Source organism: Paenibacillus sp. PDC88, from assembly GCF_900106725.1.
Taxonomy (GTDB): Bacteria; Bacillota; Bacilli; order Paenibacillales; family Paenibacillaceae; genus Paenibacillus; species Paenibacillus shunpengii.
Genome location: NZ_FNNT01000002.1, coordinates 313026 through 336650 on the forward strand (window position 1 = coordinate 313026; position 23625 = coordinate 336650).

General features: G+C 46.2%; 17 protein-coding genes. 15 read left to right on the top strand and 2 right to left on the bottom strand.

Translation table 11 applies throughout. From position 1 onward, the window contains the following. The first annotated feature begins 160 nt into the window (after positions 1 to 160). From BLW49_RS08075 to BLW49_RS08140, 14 genes are all read left to right on the top strand, one after another. Complete coding sequence (locus tag BLW49_RS08075) at positions 161 to 3877, top strand: dynamin family protein (protein ID WP_090724008.1); 3717 nt, start codon at positions 161 to 163, stop codon at positions 3875 to 3877. 263 nt (positions 3878 to 4140) lie between these two features. Next, entirely contained in the window at positions 4141 to 5916 is a 1776-nt protein-coding gene (locus BLW49_RS08080) for an ABC transporter ATP-binding protein (protein WP_076312837.1), read from the top strand. Then, a complete protein-coding gene (locus tag BLW49_RS08085; RefSeq protein WP_076312836.1) occupies positions 5909 to 7762 on the top strand; it encodes an ABC transporter ATP-binding protein in 1854 nt (617 codons plus the stop codon). Before BLW49_RS08080 ends, BLW49_RS08085 begins: the two co-directional genes overlap by 8 nt. Positions 7763 to 7896: 134 nt before the next feature. Beyond that, on the top strand, positions 7897 to 9084 hold the full coding sequence (gene purT, locus BLW49_RS08090; protein ID WP_076312835.1) for a formate-dependent phosphoribosylglycinamide formyltransferase: 1188 nt from the start codon (positions 7897 to 7899) through the stop codon (positions 9082 to 9084). Next, entirely contained in the window at positions 9074 to 9529 is a 456-nt protein-coding gene (locus BLW49_RS08095; protein WP_076312834.1) for a GNAT family N-acetyltransferase, read from the top strand. The genes purT and BLW49_RS08095 overlap by 11 nt, the downstream gene beginning before the upstream one ends. 295 nt (positions 9530 to 9824) lie before the next feature. Continuing rightward, positions 9825 to 10592 carry a CAP domain-containing protein gene (locus BLW49_RS08100; RefSeq protein WP_076312833.1) on the top strand — a complete coding sequence of 256 codons (768 nt, stop codon included), beginning with the start codon at positions 9825 to 9827 and terminating at the stop codon, positions 10590 to 10592. 368 nt (positions 10593 to 10960) lie between these two features. Continuing rightward, a complete protein-coding gene (locus BLW49_RS08105; RefSeq protein ID WP_090724009.1) occupies positions 10961 to 11821 on the top strand; it encodes a GDSL-type esterase/lipase family protein in 861 nt (286 codons plus the stop codon). Next, positions 11811 to 12773: an ABC transporter ATP-binding protein gene (locus tag BLW49_RS08110; protein ID WP_076312831.1), complete on the top strand. Its 963-nt coding sequence runs from the start codon at positions 11811 to 11813 to the stop codon at positions 12771 to 12773. Before BLW49_RS08105 ends, BLW49_RS08110 begins: the two co-directional genes overlap by 11 nt. Continuing rightward, positions 12770 to 13759 (top strand): ABC transporter permease, encoded by a 990-nt coding sequence (locus BLW49_RS08115; RefSeq protein WP_090724011.1) that lies wholly within the window; start codon positions 12770 to 12772, stop codon positions 13757 to 13759. The genes BLW49_RS08110 and BLW49_RS08115 overlap by 4 nt, the downstream gene beginning before the upstream one ends. Positions 13760 to 13999: 240 nt before the next feature. After that, positions 14000 to 15967: a DNA topoisomerase IV subunit B gene (parE, locus tag BLW49_RS08120; RefSeq protein WP_076312829.1), complete on the top strand. Its 1968-nt coding sequence runs from the start codon at positions 14000 to 14002 to the stop codon at positions 15965 to 15967. Between the two features lie 12 nt (positions 15968 to 15979). Beyond that, positions 15980 to 18433 (top strand): DNA gyrase subunit A, encoded by a 2454-nt coding sequence (gyrA, locus tag BLW49_RS08125; protein ID WP_076312828.1) that lies wholly within the window; start codon positions 15980 to 15982, stop codon positions 18431 to 18433. 210 nt (positions 18434 to 18643) lie between these two features. After that, the gene (locus BLW49_RS08130) at positions 18644 to 19075 is read left to right on the top strand and encodes a MarR family winged helix-turn-helix transcriptional regulator (RefSeq protein ID WP_047911200.1); all 432 of its coding nucleotides are present in this window, start codon (positions 18644 to 18646) and stop codon (positions 19073 to 19075) included. 203 nt (positions 19076 to 19278) lie between these two features. After that, a complete protein-coding gene (locus tag BLW49_RS08135; protein WP_076312827.1) occupies positions 19279 to 19713 on the top strand; it encodes a MarR family winged helix-turn-helix transcriptional regulator in 435 nt (144 codons plus the stop codon). A gap of 9 nt (positions 19714 to 19722) precedes the next feature. Then, entirely contained in the window at positions 19723 to 21237 is a 1515-nt protein-coding gene (locus BLW49_RS08140; RefSeq protein WP_076313512.1) for a DHA2 family efflux MFS transporter permease subunit, read from the top strand. A 117-nt stretch (positions 21238 to 21354) separates the two neighbouring features. On the opposite strand, the gene BLW49_RS08145 is transcribed toward BLW49_RS08140, so the two are convergent. Then, positions 21355 to 22077, bottom strand: coding sequence for an RluA family pseudouridine synthase (locus BLW49_RS08145; protein ID WP_076312826.1), 723 nt, complete (start codon positions 22075 to 22077; stop codon positions 21355 to 21357). 4 nt (positions 22078 to 22081) lie between these two features. Beyond that, entirely contained in the window at positions 22082 to 22945 is an 864-nt protein-coding gene (locus BLW49_RS08150) for a class I SAM-dependent methyltransferase (RefSeq protein WP_090724012.1), read from the bottom strand. 215 nt (positions 22946 to 23160) lie between these two features. Between BLW49_RS08150 and BLW49_RS08155 the strand changes: the two genes are divergently transcribed. Further along, positions 23161 to 23577 (top strand): hypothetical protein, encoded by a 417-nt coding sequence (locus tag BLW49_RS08155; protein ID WP_143042094.1) that lies wholly within the window; start codon positions 23161 to 23163, stop codon positions 23575 to 23577. Positions 23578 to 23625: the final 48 nt, after the last annotated feature.

Below are 23625 nucleotides of genomic sequence, written 5' to 3' on the forward strand. Positions count from 1 at the left end.
CAGCTATAGGCAACAGATTATACATTGACCGGGCACCTTTCACTAGGTGTCCGGTTATTTGGTATGAAGAACAATTTGAGCCGCGATGGTTCATTTCTATCAAGGTCAGTGATAAAATATACATATTTAACGAGATGAAGAGAAGGAGTCTTTAGAGGACATGCTGACGAGTGTAAAGAGACAGAACGACGATTTGCGTATGCGTTTACAAGATTTGCAGAAGCTCTTCCTAGACCATGATGATTCGAAAGCTGCAGCGTCAATTGCTGATCTTGAGGGAAAGGCGGAGGAGGGTGAACTGACCCTGGCTTTTTGCGGACATTTTTCGGCAGGAAAATCAAGTCTCATTAACCGCTTATGCGGCAAAAAAGTGCTGCCTTCGAGTCCGGTGCCGACAAGTGCAAATGTCGTAGCCATCCGGAATGGTCCGAGGCAAGCGAAGATTCATCGAACTGCACCCATATCGAATCGAGGCGAGCTTTCGGATCAGCCTAACCAAAACATCGATGCGGTGAATGCTGCGAGTCCGGATCCCATTACGGTGTCACCTGATGAGCTGGACGAATACTGCAAGAACGGAGAGCAATATGCTTATATTGAAGTGTGGGAGGACGTAAAGCTGCTCCAGGAACGAGCAGTTCTGCTGGATACGCCTGGAGTGGATTCCACGGATGGCGCTCACAAGCAAGCGACTGATTCAGCACTGCATTTGGCGGATGCGGTGTTCTATGTGATGGATTATAACCATGTTCAATCCGAGAATAATCTCTCTTTTGCGAAAAGTCTGTCAGATTGGGGCAAGCCGCTCTATCTCATCGTCACTCAGATCGACAAGCATCGAGATGAGGAGCTGTCTTTTGGTGAGTACCGGGCTGCGGTAGAAGCTGCATTTAATGCATGGGAAGTCTCTTATGCCGGGCTGTTGTTTACCACTTTACGAAAGCCTGAACACCCATATAACCAGCTATGTGTCCTTCCGAACGTTATTGAGGAGCTCCTGTCTATTCGAACCGAGCTGTTGAATCACAGCCTGGCATCCTCTGCGATCCATATATCGAAACAATTTCTAATGAGATATGAGGATGGAAGAGAGGAGCGTAAAGCAAGGCTCCTGACAGAGCTCGGTGGAGAAGAAGGCGCCGCGAGGCTTACCGCCCGCAAGGAAGCGATTGAACAGGAAATCCAGGCTGTCACGGAGCTCCCGCAGCTTGAACTCAACCGGATTCGAGAAGAAGTGGATCGTCTGCTTCAGAACGCGAATTTGACGCCTGCTGATGTCAGAGAGGCTGCCGGTAAGTATATCGAGAGCCGTCGCCCTGGCTTTAAGGTGGGATTTCTTTTTTCGGCAGGCAAGACAGAACAGGAGAAGCAGGAACGCTTCAATCATTTCTGGTCCTTGTTCAGCAAGCAGGCTGAAGGTCAAGCGGCATTCCATTTGAGAACGATGCTGCGTCAATTAGGCAACGCACACGAGCTGTGGAATGAGGAGTGGGATCAGAAGCTGGATGAACAGCTGTACAGTATCGATGAAGGGCTAATCACCTCGAAAAGTACTCCAGACGGAACCGTAACGGGTGAGTATGTGCTGAATTATTGTAAAGAGCTTCGAGCCGAGCTCATTGCAAGGTATCGCAAGTCTGCACTGGAGCTTGCTGAACAGCTGCTGGAGGGCTTAAAGTCGCGGGCTGCAAATCAGCATGAGGTGTTGTTAAGGGAGCTGGAAGAGCTCCGCAAACAATTCGCTGCAGCCGAGGCGTTAACGGCGATCGAGCAGGAGATCGCCGCGATGTCCGCTGCCGTGCAGGCTCTGCTGCCGGCAAAAGACCAGCTGACCGCAGGTGTGCTGCCTGCGGTCCCAGACCCTGCTGTGCCAGAGAATCTCGGCACAGCCCCGGCCGGAATATCAGCCATGTCCACATCGGCTGATATTCCGGCCGCAGCACGCGAGCCCCGCACGAGGCTCGCGCATGCGCCCTTAGCCGCTCGCAGGCACGAGCGGCTAGCCGCTGCGGCAGCCGGCCTTACGCAGGCGGCTGCCCTTGCAGCCCCGTATACCGCCATGAAATCGGCGGTACGGGGGCTCACCGCCCGCGCAGCGTCTCTTGCGGGCGGTACCTTTACCCTGGCGCTGTTTGGTGCCTTCAGCGCCGGGAAGTCTTCCTTCGCCAACGCCTTGCTTGGCGAAGCGGTGCTTCCGGTATCGCCGCATCCAACGACCGCGGCGATCAACCGGATTATGGCGCCGGCCGAAGGGGCGGCACACCGGACGGCCCGGGTTGCGATGAAGACCCATGATGCCTTATGGCAGGACCTGACCTTCTCTTTTGATCTGCTTGGACTCGGGAAGGCCGAAGAGCATTCCTGGAGAGAAAAGGTTGCTGCGCTGACTCCCCAGCAGGTACACCCGGCAGGAAGACCTCACTACAGCTTCCTCAAGGCAGCAGCTGCTGGATACAATGAAGCAGAACCTAGGCTTGGAAGTGCCTGGATTGCCAGCATGGACGAATACCGTGCCTATGTGGCAGAGGAGAAGAAGTCCTGTTTCGTGGACTCAATTGATCTGTACTATAACTGTGAGTTGACCTCGCAGGGAATTATATTAGTCGATACGCCTGGGGCGGATTCCATCAATGCGAGACATACGGGTGTAACCTTTAATTATATGAAAAATGCGGATGCTCTCGTATTTGTCACTTACTACAATCATGCTTTCTCACAAGGTGACAGGCAGTTTCTAAATCAGCTTGGAAGAGTCAAGGATGCCAAATCACTGGATAATATGTTTTTTGTCATCAATGCAGCAGACTTGGCATCCTCGGAGGAAGAGCTGGAATTGGTTAAGGAGCATGTTACAAACCAGCTGCAGCATAATGGTGTACGCGTTCCTAAGGTCTATCCGGTATCCAGTCTGATGGCGCTTCAAGCCAAACAGCAAGGTGATGAAGCCAAGCTGGATGCATCTCGGTTCACTGTATTTGAACGTGCCTTTAGTCATTTTGCGGGGGATGAGCTCCCTGATCTTGCAATCCATGCAGCCAGCAAGGAAGTCGGTCATGTTCGACAGCGTGTAGAGCAGTGGATTCGTGATGCCCGTCAGGGAGAAGCGGAGCGCCTGGCCCGCAAGCAGAAACTGACGGATATCAAACAGCACGGACTTGAGCTATTATCGGCTTATGGCTCATCTAACAAGGATGCGGAAATTGCCCAGGAAATGAAAGAGCTGCTATTCCATGTCGGACAGCGTATCAGCTACCGGATGTCTGAGTTTATGTCTGAAGCTTTTCATCCATCTGTATTGAGAGAAGACCAAGGCGATCTTAAAGGGATATTCCATGCCTCGGGAAGAGAGCTTCTGCGAATACTGTATCTCGAAATTGAGCAGGAGCTGCTGGCTACAACGCTGCGGATGGAGAGCAAGGGTCAGCGGCTGACCCAAGAGGAAGCAGAACGAACAAGCAAACGACTCGCGGAAATATCGGATGGAATTCAAGTGTATTCCGAAGTTACAGGGCATTGGGACACACCAACACTCAAACGAACCGATGTGAAAGAGCCGATTGCTTGGAAAAATGTCTGGAAATATTTCAAAAATCCAAAGCACTTTTTCGAAGGTCCTGGGAGGAAACAGCTCCAGGCGGCATTGGAGCCGGAATTAAAAGCTCTTCTTCTTCAGGAGCTTGAACACAACGAAGCGCATCTGATTACGTACTTTCAGAATTTAACTCGTGCCTCTCTAATGGATCATAAAGAACGAATGGAAGAGCAGTGGTCCGAGGAGATCTCTGGTCTGATCGGTGCATTGGAATATGCAAGTGATATCCGTACACTGGAAGAGCTGGCCTCACAATTAACTCAAGTCCAGGAAAGTTTATTTTAAACTGTTTATTACCTTGAGAAGCATCCCTCCTTTCGGGGCAACCGAAAAGGGATGCTTTTATGTTGATATCACCTAGCTAAGCTGAGAATATCCGACTATTTAATTGAGAGTTGCCCATTATTTCCTGATATTGCCCTTTCAAACCAAAAGAAGCCTGAAAATGAGGTCTTTTTCGCTTTGCCGGGGGTTTAAGCCGGTGATAAACTTCATTAATGTTCATAAGATTTTATACAAGATGAGTAAGATTTTTGAGGAGGAGAAACATGGATGTTCTCAGGCAGCTGCAGGGCTTCTTCTGGTCTAAACGGAATTTGATGTTTATGTCTATTCTGTGTTTGGCCATTGCCACTGCACTCGGGCTCGTGTACCCGAACCTTCTACGCGTGCTGATTGATGATGTCATTACCCCCGGGAATTATGAATACGTTCCCATGCTTGCCCTATCGGTACTAGGTGTAGTAATCATCAAAGCATCATTTCAATTTTTACACGGATTTCTTGGTGCAAGACTAGGGAACTACCTGGCTTATCGTCTGCGGAATGCATGCTATGAGAAGCTGCAATTCTTGTCTTTCCGTTACTATGATACGGCCAAGACGGGTGACCTGATGTCACGGTTAACCGGAGACTTGGAGGCAATTCGTAACTTTATTGGATTTGGATTTGCCCAGATTCTCAATATGGTGCTTATGGTAGTCTTTGGAGCCGTTATGATGATCTCCATCAACTGGCAGCTGACATTACTTACCCTCATTTTTATGCCTGTACTGGTCATTGTCGCCTTGAAATTTGAAACCCAGATTCACCCCGCATTTCAGGAAATGCGGCTGGCCATGAGCTCTCTGACAACCGCTGTCCAAGAGAACATTACCGGAGTACGTACCGTTAAATCCTTTGCCCGAGAGCCTTACGAAGTAGATAAGTTCTCTCTTCGCAACGAACGCTACAAATCGAATCAAATATTCGCCTCCTCACTGTGGGCCAAATTCTTCCCAGTTATGGAGCTGCTGGCATCCCTCAGTGTTGTTCTGCTGCTTGTTATCGGAGGAAGACTCGTCATCCATCAGGAGCTGACACTAGGTGAGCTTGTTGCCTTCTTTAGTTTAATTTGGTACATAATCGGACCGATGTGGAACATCGGATTTCATATCAATAACTATACTCAGTCCAAAGCATCTGGTGAACGCGTGCTTGAGCTGCTAAACCAGCCCATTGACGTACAGGATGGAGAAGATCCTATTACACTGGTGCCGGAGCAGGTCAAAGGGCATGTCACCTTCGATCATGTTACGTTTGCCTATGGTAACAAAATTCCTGCTGTTGTGGATATCAATCTGGATGCACCTCCAGGAACAGTGGTCGGGTTTCTAGGAGGCACCGGATCAGGTAAATCGACGATTATCCAGCTGCTTATGAGAGCCTACAACATTTCGAGTGGAACGATTAAGATTGATGGAATAGACATTAATGATATGAATATCAAGAGCCTGCGCAGTCAGATTGCGGCGGTCTTTCAAGAAACCTTCTTGTTCTCCTCCAGTATCCGAAACAATATTGCCTACGGCATGAAGGATGTGTCGATGGATGAAATTATTCGTGTATCCAAGCTGGCAAAAGCCCATGATTTCATCATGGAGATGCCGTTAGGCTACGATACTGTTGTTGGTGAGCGCGGAATGGGGCTGTCCGGAGGACAGAAACAGCGGATCGCCATCGCAAGAGCGCTGCTGCTGAATCCGAAGATTCTTGTCCTCGATGATGCAACCAGCGCGGTGGATATGGAGACCGAGCATGAAATTCAGTCCGGATTCCAGGAAGTGATGCGGGGAAGAACGACCTTTATTATCGCCCATCGTATCTCTTCGCTGCGTCATGCGGATGAGATCCTTGTGCTGAATGAAGGCCGTGTCGTTCAGCGGGGCACACATGAAGAGCTCATCAGCTCTCCTGGACAATACCAAGATGTATATCATATTCAATACGCAGATCATATTGCCCGCATCAAACGGGCGCCTGGAAAGCAGGTGACACATGAGTAACGATGCAGCTGTCGAAAAACAAAACATTCCCGGTGTGAAAGAGAAGAAAACACAGGAGCGCTTTGTTTATCAGGACGATGAAGTCATTGAAAAACCGTTTAACTGGGGTCAGTTTTCACGACTCTTTTCCTACATGAAACCTTACGCCAAACAGCTGCTTCCGATTGTTATTGTCATGATGGTGTTAGGAACAATTACAAAATTGACCGTTCCTTATCTTACCAGTCTGGCTATCGACAGGGCGATCGCTCCGACGGATGGAAGCAGTCCGAGTCTGACGCTGCTGTATTGGATCGCAGGTGGTATCCTGCTTCTCTATATTATCCAATGGGTAGCAGCCACAATCCGGATCAAATATACGAATATCATTGGTCAGCGGGTAATTTACGATCTAAGATCGGATCTGTTCAAGCATATTCAGAAGCTTTCCTTCTCGTTTTTTGATAAACGGCCGGCGGGCTCGGTTATGGTCCGGATTACAAACGACATTAACTCGCTTCAGGATCTGTTTACGAACGGGGTAGTCAATCTGCTGATTGACTGTGTTCAGCTCGTCGGAATTATTGTTATTCTGATGTTTATTAACTGGAAGCTGGGTCTTGCCGTCGTTCTAACAGTACCGCTCATGTTCTTTATTTCTACGAAATTACGGGTGAAGATTCGGCGGGCATGGCAGGACGTGCGTATGAAGAACTCACGTATCAACTCCCACTTGAATGAATCTATTCAAGGCATTCGTGTAACCCAAGCTTACACGCAAGAAGAAGAGAACATGAAGTTCTTTGATCAAATGAACATGACGAGCCGTAAATCCTGGAACCGTGCTTCCACGATGAACCAAGCGTTTGGTCCACTGATTGAAATTACGGGCGGAGTTGGTTCCCTCATTTTGTTCTGGTTTGGTGCTTATTTAATTCAAGAAGGAGAGCTAACCATCGGGCTTCTTGTTGCCTTTGCCAACTACGTCGGCAACTTCTGGGATCCGATTAACCGCTTGGGTCAAATGTACAATCAGCTTCTTGTAGCGATGGCATCTTCTGAACGCATTTTTGAATTCATGGATGAAGAGCCGGGCATTGCTGATAAACCAGGAGCGAAGCCGATTCCGACGATCCAAGGGAATATTAAGTTTGAGAACGTCATATTTGAATATGAGAAGGGACGGCAGGCTCTCAAGGGAATTGACCTTGATGTCCAGGCAGGTCAGTCGATCGCTCTAGTTGGTCATACGGGATCAGGAAAGAGTACAATCATCAATCTGCTGAGCCGCTTCTATGATGTAACGGAGGGCAAGCTGACCATTGACGGTTATAACATTCGGGATATTACGATCCGCAGCCTGCGCAGTCAGATTGGTATTGTGCTGCAGGATACGTTTATATTCTCAGGCACGATCCGTGATAATATCAGGTTCGGACGATTGAATGCGACAGATAAGGAAGTCGAGGCAGCTGCCAAAGCCGTCAATGCACATGAATTCATCATGAAACTGCCTGGAGGCTACGAAACGGAAGTGGAGGAACGAGGCAACGTTCTCTCCATGGGACAGAGACAGCTGCTGTCCTTCGCCAGAGCACTCCTTGCGGATCCTCGGATACTCATACTCGATGAAGCGACAGCGAGCATTGATACCGAAACCGAGCTTAAGATTCAAGATGCGCTGAAGGTATTGCTTGAAGGAAGAACATCGTTTATGGTAGCCCATCGCTTGTCCACCATTCGTAATGCGGACAATATTATCGTGCTTGATCACGGTGAAATTAAAGAACAAGGAAATCATGAACAGCTTATCCAAAAACAAGGGATTTACAATGGTTTGATCGAAGCGCAGTTCAGATTTTTGTAAATTTTATTCGCGAAATTTAAAATTTCCATGTAATATTCACAAGAAATAAGTCGAGCACTCTTGCATTATGTCTCAAGTTCCCCGAAAATAGAGAAATAGATATAGATTTCTCAGGTAGGGGGATTAGAGAGAAAATGTGGGGTGCTCCTTTTTCGGCAGAAACCAAAAAAATGCTGCTGCTTGGCAGCGGTGAACTGGGCAAAGAAGTCGTTATAGAGGCACAAAGACTGGGTGTAGAGACGATTGCTGTCGATCGCTATGACCATGCTCCTGCGATGCAGGTCGCCCATAGGTCCTACTGTATTGACATGCTGAACGCAGAAGCACTAAAAGATTTGATTCGAAAGGAGCAGCCTGATTTTATCATTCCCGAGATCGAGGCGATTGCCACAGAGGCACTCCTGGAGCTTGAACAAGAGGGATTTCGGGTTGTACCTACTGCAAGAGCAACTAGACTAACGATGGATCGTGAAGGTATACGCCGGTTAGCAGCTGAAGAGCTGGGCTTGCCTACGGCAGCTTATCGTTTTGCTGATAGTCTGGAAGAACTAGAGAAGGCAGTGCAAGAACTCGGCACGCCTTGTGTAGTCAAACCGCTCATGAGCTCTTCTGGTAAGGGGCAAACAGTATGCCGTGCTCCAGAGGAGGCATCAGCAAGCTGGAATGCTGCACTAGAAGGAGCAAGGGCTATAGCAACACGTGTCATCGTAGAAGCTTTTGTTGAATTTGAGAGCGAGATCACGCTGCTTACGGTTCGTTCCTCATCTGGTACTGTATTTTGTCCCCCCATTGGACACATACAGAAGGATGGAGATTATGTAGAATCGTGGCAGCCCCATTTCATGAACGAGGAACAGTTGGTCCAAGCACAGCATATCGCTAAGCGTATTACCGATGAGCTTGGTGGGTATGGTTTGTTTGGCGTAGAACTCTTCTTGACAAGAGAAGGGGTCGTATTCAGTGAAGTTTCTCCTCGGCCTCATGATACAGGGATGGTAACGATGGTTACGCAAGATTTATCGGAATTTGCCCTTCACGTAAGAGCAGTTCTCGGTTTTCCGGTGACGGGTGTTGAACTATTGACACCAGGCGCATCTGCAACGCTGAAGGCAGATGAAATTACAGCATCTTATACGATTCAAGGTGTTCCGGAAGCACTCGCCCTGCCTCGTACCCAGGTTCGCATTTTTGGTAAGCCTGAGACGAAGGTTGGAAGAAGAATGGCTGTTGCACTTAGTGCAGCCACCAGTGTAGAAGAAGCACGCGAAACGGCAACACAGGCCGCAAATTTGCTGAAAGTGGAGGTAAACCATGTTAAGTAATGTAGAAGCCCCAGTTCTGACCATTCGCTCATGTGAGAAGCAGGATGCAGAGTGTGTTACACATCTCATGCATGAGGTCAGCTATCCAACGACGCCAGGAGTTATGCGGGAGAGGATTGAATCTGCCCAGGTGAATGATAATACCTGTATGCTGGTGGCGGAAATGGATGGAGAGGTTGTAGGAATGCTAGGTCTGCAGTGTGTTCAATCGCATTCAGATCCAGAACAAGCGGCACAAATTACATCTTTGATTGTATGCAAAGCGCATAGAGGAGAAGGTATTGGCCGTAGACTTTTGGAACATGCGGAATCTTGGGCAAGCGAGCACGGCAGTCAGAAACTGCTTATTATCGAAGGCAATCGAGAACAGCATAAGCCGTCTTACAGTTTTTATGAGCATCTTGGCTTTACGAAACATGGATACCGGTTCAGCAAGAAGCTGTAATCCAAATAGATTATTTTATATGTCAGGCAGGTCCCTAATAAGACACTGCTAACTCAACCTAACGATCACGGATCGTTAGGTTTTTTTGTTTTCGCACTTTACGCAGATCGAATCTATAAAGTGAAGAGATAGAAAACTAGTAAAATTGAAACTAGCTGTCGAAATTATTACATTTTGGTTACGTAAATTTAATCTTTTCCAAAATTTATGGGTTAACAAATGTCGAAAGTGCTGTTATAATCCTAAGCATACCAGTTACAAAATTGTAATATTTAATACTTAGGAGCTGATATTTTTGAAGAGATCGTCTATTAAGAAAACAGTCATCGCTGGTAGTTTGAGTGCAGTTCTTGCAGCAGGAATGCTTCTGCCAGGAGCGGGTGTAGCTTCCGCTTCTCCAGCTAAGGATAAGCTCGAAAGCTATCAGCAATCCATTTTAGATTTCCTTAAGGAAAATGGTCATGAGGTGAAGGTTGACGGTAATACGATTACGATCGGCGGGAAAGTCATTACCGTTGGTGGTAACACAACTCAAAAACCGGATACAGGATCTAACGCAGGTTCGAATACTGGATCTGAAACAGGGTCTAGCAACGGTTCTAACTCCGGATCTAACACTGGTTCAAATACGGGATCTAATAGTGGTTCCAACTCTAACTCTGGTAACACTTCTACAGACTCCAGCTCTGTTGTATCCGCATATGCGAAGGAAGTTGTTGCTTTGGTTAACAAGGAACGTGCAGCAGGCGGTCTCAAACCGCTTACAATTCATACGAATCTGACAAAAATGGCCGTAGCGAAAGCGAAGGACATGAGTGACAACAATTACTTCAGTCACACATCTCCAACTTACGGTTCTCCATTCGATATGATGAAGACTTTCGGTATCAGCTACAGCTATGCTGGTGAGAACATTGCCAAAGGGCAAAAAACACCTGCTGAAGTAGTTAAAGCATGGATGAACAGTCCTGGACACAAAGCCAACATCATGAACAAAAACTTTACACTTATTGGTGTAGGGTATGTGAATGGCTACTGGGCTCAGGAATTTGTCGGAAAATAAGTTATTGTTGAATCTAATTTCATAACCCATGAACAAGGAATTATGAAGTTGCTTTAGTTAGTAAGGCTTTAAATGACCCTTAAGTCATCTCAAGCAAAATGCCATATTTTTTAGGTGCAAACATATTATGCTGTTGTTTTGGGATCTCCGTAACTGGAGGTTCTTTTTTTTGGACATTATTTGCAAATGGAGGCCTGAAGTTTTATGTTTATCATGAGAACCCATTTTACAATATGAAATTATTCATTATCGGGTTGTAAGTTTAGAGTGAAATTGGACGATCCTAATAATCCGGATTTTACATAAAACCTCATTTCGTACTTTTACCAGAAATTTTATGAATAAATTGTTGTGGAGGGAAGGTCCTTGTGAAATCTTCAACAAAAATATGGGCAATTGTAAGTACGACTTCGATTATAGTAACCATCGTTCTTATCACCGGTTTTGTCCTTGCGGTGCAGGATATTATCGCTCCATCAGGGAATACCGTACTTATGGAAGATGAAGGGGCAGATCGTGAAGTGCCCTTGGCAGCGCCAATCGAGCAAAGTAAAGAAATAAAAGTGGCAGCCATTGGAGATTCTCTGGCGAAGGGAACCGGAGATGACGATGGAAAAGGCTTTATTCGTCGTGTCGTCGGAATGCTGCAGGATGAAGAGAATGAGGTTCGAGTTACGGCCAATCTGGCTATTAATGGATTGACTACAGAAGGGCTGCTGCCGCAGCTCGATGAGACGGGAGTACAGTATGTTTTAAAGCAATCTAATTTAATTCTGCTGTCTATTGGAGGCAATGACTTATTCAAGGCAGCTCAGGCGTATGAAGAGGGCGCGGCAGAGCTGCCTGATGCTGAAGAGCTGTATGAAACTTTGCCGGGTGGAACGACTAATCTCAAAGAAATTTTACGAAAAATTGCAGAGATTAATCCAGAAGCCTGGATTGTATATGTAGGGTTATATAATCCTTTCAATGATTTGCCTGATATGAAGCTGCTGGGCAATACAGTGGTGTCTGCTTGGAATAGTCAGGCGCTGCAGCTTATTAATACAGACGATCAGATGATGATGGCCGAAACGTTTGATCTATTTGAGCATAGTGTTCCGCAATTGCTGGCTTCCGATCATTTTCATCCCAATGCACAGGGATATGAGGAAATCGCTGAACGGATCATTGAAGTGCTGGGAATTCACGATGTACATGGTCAGAGGGTGAAGACAGATGACGAGTAATTCAAGAGAGATTGTGTTGTCAGTTGAGCACTTAAAGAAGAGAATCAAGAAAAAGTGGATCATCAAGGATGTTTCATTTGAAGTTCGTGCTGGAGAAGTATTCGGCTTTCTAGGTCCCAATGGAGCGGGAAAGACAACGACGATCCGCATGCTCGTTGACTTGATCAAGCCCACGGAGGGTGTTGTGAGTGTATGCGGCTATCCCGTTCATCGACAGCCGGAGCAAGCGCTGAAATATGTAGGCTCCATCGTGGAGAATCCGGAAATGTACTCCTATTTGACCGGTTATGAAAATTTAGAGCATTTTGCGAGAATGCAGCCAGGTATTGCTGAAGAACGCATTAATGAAGTAACCGAGATTGTGGGTCTTGATCAGCGAATTCATGAGAAAGTCAGTACATATTCTCTTGGCATGAGACAGCGGCTGGGGATTGCCCAGGCCCTTCTTGGTAATCCAAAGCTGTTAATTCTGGATGAGCCGACCAATGGCCTTGATCCAAAGGGGATCAAGGAGCTCAGGGCTTTTATACGCAAGCTTGCGGATGAAGGACTTGCGGTGTTTGTCAGCAGCCATCTGCTTAGTGAGATCCAGCTCATGTGTGATAGAGTTGCGATTATAAGTAACGGAGAGATCCTCACGGTAGGCAAGGTCGATGAGCTTATTGAGGATCACAGCAATATCACGATCTGGCATTTATCTCCCAGGGAAGAAGGAGTTCGCTGGCTTCTCAGCCATTCACAGGTAAGAGAGCTGGAGGATGCAAGTATGCTGGACGATACTTTGACGGCGAGCCTCGGTAATAACGCCATTATCACTGAAATGCCCGAAAGCCTAATTCCCGATATGGTAAAAACCATGGTTCGTGCCGGAATACAGGTAGAAGGTGTACAGAAAGTCAATCCTACGCTCGAACAATTATTTTTGAAGATGACAGAAGGTGAATTGTTTTGAATAGTGTGCTGCCTCTTGTTCGTAATGAAGTCATCAAAATGATCAAGAAAAAGAGGTTTTATGTCATTCTGCTAGTATTAGTCGTACTAACACCGATGTTTACCTATGCTCAGATGAGAGAAGCTGAAACAAAACGTGAAAAGTTCGGACAGGACTGGCGGCTTGAAATGCAGCAGGCAATCACGGATAATCAGAATTCACTAGGCAGTGATCGTGTGCCGGAAGAGTGGAAGCAATATCGGCGAATATACATTCAACAGCTTCAGTACTATTTGGATCACGATATTAATCCGAATGAACCGAGCGGTGTCACGTTTACAAGAGAGTTCATGAACAATTCTATCAATTTGTTTATACCTTTGCTCGTGGTCGCCATGGCTTCTGATCTCGTGTCCGGCGAGAGGACGACAGGGACGATTAAGATGCTGCTGACAAGGCCTGTCAAGCGGTGGAAAATACTGCTGAGCAAACTAATCACACTGCTGATGTTTGTATCTCTTATTGTTCTTGCCGTATTTATCATTTGTTATCTTATTTCAGGTCTGTTTTTCGGATTTAAGGGCTTTACCTTCCCCATTTTTACCGGTTTTCAGATTCATGGCTCTGATGTGGATATGAGCAAAGTGCATGCAGTGGAGCAGTGGGAGTATCTGCTGATGCAGTCCGGATTAATATGGTTTGTTAGTATCATTGTGGCAGTGCTGTCCTTTATGGTGTCTACGCTGGTAAGAAGCACATCCGCAAGCATCGTTATTATGATGGCCGCACTGATCGCCGGCACAATATTGACGAATATGGCCGCCTCTTGGGACAGCGCAAAATATTTATTCATGGTAAATTTGAATCTGACCGGTTATTTGGCCGGAAATTTGCCGCCAATAGAAGGCATGACGCTTCTATTTTCGCTCTGTGTGCTGAGCATATGGGGGATAAGTTCGCTTGTTGTTTCATTCCTTGTCTTTACGAAACGGGATATCTTGAATTAAAATGGACAAGGATAAGAAACATCTGTTTGCATTTTTAAGCTGAGAACAGCATAGCTTGAAGACAACTTTATTCGTTCTTTATCTCTATCAATTTCATAAATCATTAAAACGGTGATTTTGAAGCTATATATACCTTTGATTGAAGCAGCTAAAGGTATTATGAAATTGATTTATTTATCTAAATATATTTTAAAAGTGTGATCATTCATGAAGAGTGAAGGCATAAGAGGGGGAGCATTCATGACCCAAGAGATGGATCTATCTGCTGACGTATCCGGGAATAACGGCTATGGAGCAGACGACATTCAAGTGCTGGAGGGACTTGTCGCTGTACGAAAAAGACCGGGTATGTACATTGGCAGCACAAGTAGCTCTGGCTTACATCATTTAGTCTGGGAAATTGTCGACAACGCTGTCGATGAGCATTTAGCAAAATACTGTGACAAGATTGAAATTACGCTACATAAAGACGCATCTGTTACGGTGCAGGATAATGGACGAGGCATTCCGACTGGGATGCACAAGACAGGTATTCCTACACCCCAGGTCGTGTATACGATACTGCACGCAGGCGGCAAGTTTGGCGGAGGCGGTTACAAAAAATCCGGTGGACTCCATGGTGTCGGTGCCTCGGTAACGAACGCTTTATCCGAGTTTCTCGAGGTGGAAATTTATCGAGAGGGTAAGATTCACCGGCAGCGCTTTGAATACTGGGTAGATAAGAAGGGAACCGAGCATGTCGGGGAGCCGGTTACAGGTCTTGAAGTTATCGGTAATACACGGCAAACCGGGACCAAGGTAAGATTCAAGCCGGACATCAAAGTTTTTAAATCCGGTATTGCTCTTAGCTACGAGACACTGGCTGATCGTTTGCAGGAGATTGCATTCCTGAACTCTGGGCTGAGAATAGTGCTCAAGGATGAGCGCAGCGGCAATCAAGACGAGTATTATTACGAAGGCGGTGCAAGTCAATTCGTAGCCTATCTGAATGAAGGCAAGGATCTACTGACAGATGTTATCCATTTTAATGCGGAAAAAGAGGACATCGAAGTCGAAATTGCGATCCAGTATAATGCGGGATATACCGAAACGATTGTATCGTTCGTTAACTCTATACCTACACGCGGCGGCGGAACACATGAAACAGGCTTCAAGACGGCATATACGCGAATCATGAATGAATACGCAAGACGTACGAGCATGATTAAGGAAAAAGACAAAAATCTGGAAGGAAACGATCTGCGTGAAGGCATGATGGCAGTCATCAGTGTTAAAATGTCTGAAGTGGAGTTTGTCGGCCAGACTAAAGATCAGCTTGGCAGTGCGTCAGCGCGCAGTACAGTGGATCAAGTCGTTACCGAGAGCATGCAGCGTTTTCTCGAAGAGAATCCGCAGGTTGCACAGACCTTGATCAAGAAGGCAGTTCAGGCTTCGAAAGCGAGAGAAGCGGCGCGTAAAGCCAGAGATGATATGCGATCCGGCAAGAAACGGAGTGAAAGCTCTAATCTGGGCGGGAAGCTGACACCGGCACAGTCCAAAGATTACTCTCGGAATGAGCTGTTCATCGTTGAAGGTGATTCCGCAGGCGGCTCAGCGAAGCAAGGGCGCGATTCCAAGATTCAGGCCATTCTGCCGCTCAAAGGCAAGCCGATGAATCCGGAGAAGGCAAAGCTGGCCGATATTATGAAGAACGAAGAATACCGGGCAATTATGTCTGCCATCGGTGCAGGAATCGGCACTGAGTTTGCTGTCGAAGACAGCAATTACTCCAAGATCATTATTATGACGGATGCGGATACAGATGGCGCTCATATCCAGGTATTACTACTAACCTTCTTTTATCGCTATATGAAGCCGCTTATTGATGCAGGGAAGGTGTATATTGCGCAGCCTCCTCTCTATAAGATCAGCCGGAAGACAGGTAAGCTTGAAACGGTCCGTTATGCGTTTACGGAGGATCAGCTGCAAATTTATGTTAAGGAATTCGGCAAAAATTACGAGTTACAGCGTTATAAAGGTCTGGGCGAGATGAATCCAGAGCAGCTGTGGGAAACGACGATGGATCCGGATACCCGTACCTTACTGCAGGTGAAGATTGAAGATGCAGCCAAGGCCGAAAGAAGAGTAACCACTTTGATGGGTGATAAGGTTGATCCGCGTAAGCGCTGGATCGTTGAGAACGTAGATTTTACAGAGTACGAAGAATAGAAGGTGCTTTGAATGAGTTTATCTGAACAGTTTTTACCAGCATTTCTAGAAGAAGTTGTAGGCGATCGATTCGGTCGTTATTCTAAATACATTATTCAGGATCGGGCGATACCTGATGTGCGTGATGGGCTCAAGCCCGTTCAGCGTCGTATCTTGTATGCCATGTACGATTCAAACAATACGCCTGACAAACCGTACCGCAAATCTGCAAAAACCGTTGGTGATGTGATGGGTAATTATCATCCCCACGGGGATTCCTCCATCTATGAGGGAATGGTGCGTATGGCGCAGCCTTGGAAGATGGGACATGTGCTTATCGATGGACATGGAAACTGGGGTTCTCAGGATGATGATCCAGCGGCAGCAATGCGCTATACCGAAGCACGCTTGTCACCGATTGCAATGGAAATTCTGCGCGACATTGAGAAGCGTACGGTTCTATTTAAAGACAATTTCGATAACACGGCCAAAGAACCGGTCGTTCTCCCATCTCGTTTTCCGAATCTGCTTGTGAACGGGGCAAGCGGGATCTCGTCCGGCTTCGCTACAGAGATTCCAACACATAATTTAAGAGAAGTAATTGACGCGTGTATTGCTGTGATGGAGAAGCCTTCCATCTCTCTTGAAGAAATTATGACCTTTATCAAAGGACCGGACTTTCCAACAGGCGGCATCATTATGGGTGGAAGTGGAATTCTGGACGCCTATCGTACGGGTAAGGGCCGCATCTATATTCGTTCCAAGACGGAAATTGAAAATTTGCGGGGCGGTAAGCAGCAGATCGTCATTACCGAAATTCCTTATCAGGTCGTTAAGTCACGGTTGGTTACTGCGATGGAAACGATTCGCCTGGAGAAGAAGATCGAGGGCATTGCTGAGGTGCGAGATGAGAGCGGGCGTGAAGGCTTGCGTATTGTCGTTGAGCTCAAAAAAGAAGCAGATGCCCAAGGAATTCTTAACTATTTGCTCAAAAAAACCGATCTTCAAGTCACGTATAACTCCAATATGGTGGCGATCGTGAATAAAGCACCTCATCAGCTTGGGCTTAAGCCGATACTTGAAGCTTATATTGCGCATCAGCGTGAGGTTGTCACTCACCGAACGCAATACGATCTCGAGAAAGCCGAGGATCGGGCTCATGTTCTGGAAGGACTTGTCAAAGCGCTTAACATTCTGGATGAAGTTATTGCTGCCATTAAAGCATCCAAGAATCGCCAGGATGCCCAGAACAATCTGGAATGGATGTTTGGCTTTACCGAGCGGCAGGCAGACTCCATTCTTACGTTACAGCTGTATCGTCTAACGAATCTGGAGATCACTACGCTGCAAAAAGAGCTGGATGAGATCCAGAAGAAAGTCGCCGAGCTTCGGAGTATTCTCGAAAGTGATCGGAAGCTCATCAGTATCATTCGAAAGGAGCTTAAGGAGATCCGTGAGAAGTACGGCATAGAACGCCGTTCTGCCATTCAGGAAGAGGTAGAGGAGCTGAAGGTTAACCTTGAGGTTCTCGTCAATTCGGAGGACGTGCTCGTGACGTTGTCCAACGAAGGATACATCAAGCGCACAAGTATGCTTTCCTTTACCCGTTCAGGAGGAGACCGGAGCAGCTCGGGTGTGATTGAAGGTGATGTCATCTCTTCGTATTATGATGTAAATACGCTGGATAATTTGCTTGTGTTTACACAGCGGGGACAATATTACCTTCTGCCAGTCCATCAGGTGCCGGAATTCAAATGGAAGGATCCGGGGACTGCGATCGTTAACGTTATTCCATTATCGAAGGAAGATCGAGTTGTCAGCATCATACCGGTACGCAGCTTCGAGCAAGAAGAGGCAAGTCTCGTCTTCGTAACACGGAGAGGGCAGATCAAGCGAACTGCATTAAAAGATTATGTGACCAAGCGTTCTTCGGCAGTTGCCGCATGCAAGGTCGGTGCAAATGATGAGGTTATCCGTGTTCATCTCAGTACGGGAGGAAGGCACATTCTGCTTATCTCCAAGCTGGGACAAAGTGTAAGATTCCTGGAGGATGAAGTGAACCCAATGGGCCGTGTATCCGGCGGTGTGAAAGGGATACAATTAAAAGACGAGGATGAGCTTGTCACGGCTGTATGGGTTGATGAGGATGAAGGAGAAATCTTTACCATAACGGATCTTGGTTATGGAAAGAGATCCCTTCTGCTTGATTATCCGCTGCAATCCCGCGGCGGTAAAGGTGTTGCCACCTTTGAATTCAAGGAAGGCAAACGTGTCAAGCCGAATGGCAGCCAAATCGTCGCTGCATACCATGTCAAAGAGCCACTGCAGCTGATCGCGTTGACAGAACAAGGCAAAATGCTAGGATTTTCTACAGAATCGGCACCGATCTCTGATAAGAGAAGTACAGGCAAAGCGCTGGTCAGCGTAGAGAAGAATGACTCGATTGTACGGGTCATAGATAATCGGGCGGTTGATTCGACATCCTAAATTATGTCATAAGAGCCTCTGATACGCCAGAAAACGGCATCAGGGGCTTTTTTTGACGTTACAATGCAAAGAATAAGAACCTTCGTCGATACCGGTCGAGTCGCCGAAATGGGGCAGGAATTGCATCAAAAAGAGCGAAATGATTCATCAGCTAAATAGTTAATGACTAAAGCAAGCACTTAATCTCTACAAGAGAGGGGAGAAGAACAGATGCATTCTTCTGAATTCGCTAAACTATGGGCAAGGCTGACGAAGGACTACAAAGCCCATATGGATCAGGCCCTTGCTCCTGCATTAACTGAGGCTCAGCTGACGGTGCTTGAACTGCTATCCGAGCAACCCCGTATGAAGCCGTCCGAATTCATTCCTTATCTGTCTACAACACCTGCAGCTATAACGATGCTGCTCGATCGTATGGAGAAGAATGAGCTTATACTTCGCAGCAGGGACGATCGCGATCGCCGAATTGTATGGGTCACATTAACAGAGAGAGGAAAACAAGAGGCACAGCGCGGAATGATTATCCGTGAAGATTTTATTAGCGGGACACTTGGCAAAATTTCTTCGCATAATCAACAGCTGCTTGTCTACCTGCTGACCAAGATCACTTCCCAAAGCTCCCCAACCAAGCAAACTTCTTGATAAAGATGAATTGGTTTATCCTTCTAATGGGATACGCGCTGCGTATTCCTTTTTTGTTTGGGCAATATAATTGATAAGAAAATAATTACATATAGAAGGTGTTGACTATTTTTTAAAACGGTCTATAATATTACTTTGTACTCCTTATATTTCGTATACGAAATATTTTATAAAATAATTATTTTGTAGCAAAGGTGAGTATCATGCTCGAATACGATGAGATGTATCAGATATTCTCGTCCTTTCGTCAGGTGAACCAGAGCTTTCATCGACTATTCTGGAAACAGGAAGAGGAGATGGAGATTACCCGTATTCAAATGCTGGTATTATCTATCCTAATTGAGCATCCTAACATTGGGTTGGCTGAATTAGCGGAGCTCTGCCATATGGGAAGCAGTACAACGAGCGGTGTCGTTGACCGTCTTGTTAAGGCTGAACTCGTGGAGAGAGACAGATGCCTTCATGATCGGAGGTCTTTGGAGCTTCAGGTTACGGTGAAAGGGAGAGAAGTGCAGAAGAGAGTCTATGAGCTATGGATGTCAAAAGTATCTCATATGATGGATTTACCGAGGGAAGATATCGACAATTTGCTTCGTATTCATTCCTTGATGCTTGAAAAGATGGAGAAAGAGAGATGATTGATTAATATGAGTAGTATTGCTGCAAATCAGTCTGGAAAGACGATCGAATTCAAAAAAGGTCCAATCTTATTTGCGATGCTGCTGGGTGCGTTTGTTGCCTTTTTGAACCAAACATTACTTAACGTTGCTTTGCCTAAAATTATGGAGGACCTCAGCGTAGGTGCAACAACAGTCCAATGGTTATCCACTGGCTTTATGCTTGTAAACGGCGTTTTGATTCCGATTACGGCATATCTGATGGCGAAGTTTACGACTAGACAAATTTTTATTACCGGTATGACTTTATTTACACTAGGTACTTTGCTGTGTGCACTTAGCCCTACCTTTGCTGTCCTTATGACTGGGCGTGTTGTTCAGGCAGCAGGTGCAGGTGTGATCATGCCGTTGTTATCCGTTGTTATCCTTAATATTTTCCCGATTGAACAGCGTGGACGTGCGATGGGGATGATCGGTATTGCCATGATTCTGGCTCCAGCGATCGGCCCTACATTATCTGGATGGGTTGTTCAAACCTTTGACAGCTGGAAATTGCTATTCTACATTATTCTACCAATTGCTGTAATCGCCGTGCTTGTGGGGATAAAGTTTGTAAAAAATGTTACAGAAGTATCCAATCCGACGCTTGATATTACTTCGGTTATTCTATCAACGATCGGTTTTGGCGGACTGTTGTATGGCTTCAGTGATGCCGGCTCTAACGGCTGGAACGATCCGATCGTTATCACTTGCTTGGTTGTGGGTGCGATCTCCTTACTGGTGTTTGTCCTTCGTCAATTCAAGATGGATGTTCCACTGCTCGAGTTCAGAGTGTTCAAGAATTCCATGTACACGCTGAATACAGCGGTTCTGATCGTCGTAACGATGGCGATGTTCTCAGGTATGATTCTCCTGCCGATTTATTTGCAAACGATTCGTGGAATCAGTGCTCTTGATTCCGGGCTGTTGATGCTTCCAGGTGCAATCGTTATGGGTATCATGTCTCCTATTACGGGCTCCTTGTTCGATAAATTTGGAGCAAAATGGCTTAGCATTATCGGTCTGATTATTACGATCATAACAACATGGGAATTCAGCACATTAACGATGGATACGTCTTATACGCAGCTGATTATCGTGTATACGCTCCGGATGTTCGGTATGTCACTTCTCATGATGCCGGTTCAAACCGCTGCCTTGAATGATATACCTCAAAATCTGAATGCTCACGGAACGGTGATGCTAAATACACTGCGTACGGTATTCGGAGCCATCGGAACGGCTATTTTCATCACCATATTCAGTAACCGTACGACTCATTATGTGGAAACGCATATGGCAGATATTAATCCACAGGATCAAGCTGCCATGCTTCAACTAGCAAATGATGCGCAAATCAACGGTATTAACTTCTCGTTTATTATTGCTACAGGGGTTACCGTAGTGGCACTGGTACTCGCCTTCTTTATTAAGAGATCCGTACCGAAGGATGCAAAAGGCGTGGCTATGAAGGTGGCAGAAGTTAGCACTAGTGATAACAAATAATTAGATGAATCAATTTCATGAATCAGCAGCTAAGAAGTACTATGAAATTGATTTAATAATATAAAAATCCCGATCTGCTTGAATTGCAGATCGGGATTTTTACGTATATGGATAATTTTATACGAAAGGCTGAGTCGCTGCACTTTTATACAAAGGTTCAGGCCATTCGCTCCATGGAAATTTGCGGGGCGGAACGGAAATCAGCTGCACGTGTTCCTTCGTTACGGGATGAGGAAAGCCAACGGACACGGACCAAAGCGCGAGCTGCTGTCCTGGCTTGTTTAATTCCGCTCCATATTTTTGGTCCCCATATAAGGGGCAGCCCATCGCCATGCATTGAACTCGTATCTGGTGCGATCTCCCTGTATGCAGTACTACCTGAACGAGTGACAGCTTGTCTGTCTGTCCCAGCACATAATAATCCAAGATCGCATTCTTGCCGCCAGGCGTACCTTCCGGCACAACAGATACGATGTTTGTCTTCTCGTTCTTCAGCAGTGTATGCGTAAGTCTACCCTGCTTGGCAGGAGGAGTACCGTGAACAACAGCCATATAAGTCTTCTCAAACTTTCGAGTTCTGACCGCATCCGATAGTCTGGATGCAGCTTTTGAAGTTTTAGCAAAGATCATAGCTCCTCCAACAGGTCGATCCAGACGGTGGACGAGGCCAAGATATACATTTCCCGGCTTTGAGAATCGGACTTTAATATCCTCTTTGAGAATGGACAACATATCCCTATCACCGGATGCATCGGCCTGTGTTGGCACATTGACGATTTTTTCGACACCAAGCAGGTGGTTGTCCTCGTATAATATAGATAGTGGCTGTGAATCACTCATCGGATCAAGACTCCCAGCGACCCAAGATTCCACAAGGCAGCATCATATTGGATGCTGTAATCGGAAGCCCGATCTCACCAGATGAAATTTTACCGCCGTATTTATTTTGCATCGTCATCGTTAACATATTAGACAGCACGGTAGGAGAGATTCCTGTTGTATACGAATTAATGAGAACAAACAGGGGGTTATCCGTAAGAATGCCTGTGCATGACTCCAGGAATGGGTAGAGGTTCTGCTCCAGCTTCCAAGTCTCTCCATTCGGTCCACGTCCATAGGATGGAGGATCCATAATGATTGCGTCGTAGCGATTACCGCGGCGATGCTCGCGTTGAACGAATTTGAATACATCGTCTGTTATAAAACGGACAGGCCGGTCGCTAAGTCCTGAGAGCTGTACATTCTCCTTAGCCCATTGAACCATGCCCTTCGCTGCATCAACGTGTACAACGCTGGCACCAGCGTAGGCACTAGCTACAGTGGCACCACCGGTATAAGCGAACAGATTCAGTACCGAGATCGGTCTGCCGGCATTTTGAATCTTGTCGATCATCCAGCTCCAGTTCGCTGCTTGTTCGGGAAATAAGCCCGTATGCTTGAAATTGGTTGGCTTAATGTAGAATTTGAGCTCTTCATAAGAGATTGTCCAGCGTTCGGGGAGGGGCTTCTTCATATCCCAATTACCTCCGCCGGAGGAGCTGCGATGATAGTGGCCATGGACGTTTCTCCAAGCTCCAGTTTCCTTCTCAAGCGGCCAGATGATCTGCGGATCGGGTCTGCGGAGAATAATATCTCCCCAGCGCTCAAGCTTCTCTCCGCCGCCTGTATCTATGAGTTCATAGTCTTTCCATTGCTGTGATGCGTACATGTAATAATCCATCCTTCAAGTTCATTTTCATCTTATATTTACGAATTGCTATAATTACAATTAGGTACTATTGTACAACAATTACGTGTTTTCATGCCAGTATTCCCCGTTTTTTGCGTTATATTAGCTTAAGCTTGGAATTCAAGAGGATTTTTGATTCATTGGAAATGTGCTTAATCACCTCTTTTGGGGTAAAGTAAAAGAAGGGAGGTTTGATGATGAGTAATAGCAGAACATGGATCGCAGTAACTCTTGTTGCCCTTGGAGTATTCTCTATCCTCTTGTACACCTACTCCTTCGTTGCGATGCAATCCGGATTCGATCTCGGATTTGTGCTATTCGGTGCTGCACCGCTGGCTTACGGCCTGTATGAGCTCTCTTCCATGAAGAAGAGACGGGAGCTTGGCCTTGAAAAGGAGCTTATGAAGCTCGCGATGAAGCATGAGTATTTATTAACGATATCTGAAATATCGCTCTACACGGACCTACACAGCAAGGAAGCAGAACACATTATAGCCAGCTTGCGAAAAAAGGGATTGGTAAAGATCAAGGTTGCGGAGAATGGAACCTGGGTATATGAATTTGAGCCTTTGCTGACGAAAGAACAAAAAATGACCGCTGAACGCGTATAGATAGTGCTGTGACAAGCCTGTATGAATATAGAACTTAGTATAGAAAGG

Excerpts from the sequence above, each read along its gene's own strand:
- BLW49_RS08075 (WP_090724008.1), top strand. The coding sequence starts at position 161 with ATGCTGACGAGTGTAAAGAGACAGAACGACGATTTGCGTATGCGTTTA.
- BLW49_RS08080 (WP_076312837.1), top strand. The coding sequence starts at position 4,141 with ATGGATGTTCTCAGGCAGCTGCAGGGCTTCTTCTGGTCTAAACGGAAT.
- BLW49_RS08085 (WP_076312836.1), top strand. The coding sequence starts at position 5,909 with ATGAGTAACGATGCAGCTGTCGAAAAACAAAACATTCCCGGTGTGAAA.
- purT (WP_076312835.1), top strand. The coding sequence starts at position 7,897 with ATGTGGGGTGCTCCTTTTTCGGCAGAAACCAAAAAAATGCTGCTGCTT.
- BLW49_RS08095 (WP_076312834.1), top strand. The coding sequence starts at position 9,074 with ATGTTAAGTAATGTAGAAGCCCCAGTTCTGACCATTCGCTCATGTGAG.
- BLW49_RS08110 (WP_076312831.1), top strand. The coding sequence starts at position 11,811 with ATGACGAGTAATTCAAGAGAGATTGTGTTGTCAGTTGAGCACTTAAAG.
- parE (WP_076312829.1), top strand. The coding sequence starts at position 14,000 with ATGACCCAAGAGATGGATCTATCTGCTGACGTATCCGGGAATAACGGC.
- gyrA (WP_076312828.1), top strand. The coding sequence starts at position 15,980 with ATGAGTTTATCTGAACAGTTTTTACCAGCATTTCTAGAAGAAGTTGTA.
- BLW49_RS08130 (WP_047911200.1), top strand. The coding sequence starts at position 18,644 with ATGCATTCTTCTGAATTCGCTAAACTATGGGCAAGGCTGACGAAGGAC.
- BLW49_RS08135 (WP_076312827.1), top strand. The coding sequence starts at position 19,279 with ATGCTCGAATACGATGAGATGTATCAGATATTCTCGTCCTTTCGTCAG.
- BLW49_RS08140 (WP_076313512.1), top strand. The coding sequence starts at position 19,723 with ATGAGTAGTATTGCTGCAAATCAGTCTGGAAAGACGATCGAATTCAAA.
- BLW49_RS08145 (WP_076312826.1), bottom strand. The coding sequence starts at position 22,077 with ATGAGTGATTCACAGCCACTATCTATATTATACGAGGACAACCACCTG.
- BLW49_RS08150 (WP_090724012.1), bottom strand. The coding sequence starts at position 22,945 with ATGTACGCATCACAGCAATGGAAAGACTATGAACTCATAGATACAGGC.
- BLW49_RS08155 (WP_143042094.1), top strand. The coding sequence starts at position 23,161 with ATGATGAGTAATAGCAGAACATGGATCGCAGTAACTCTTGTTGCCCTT.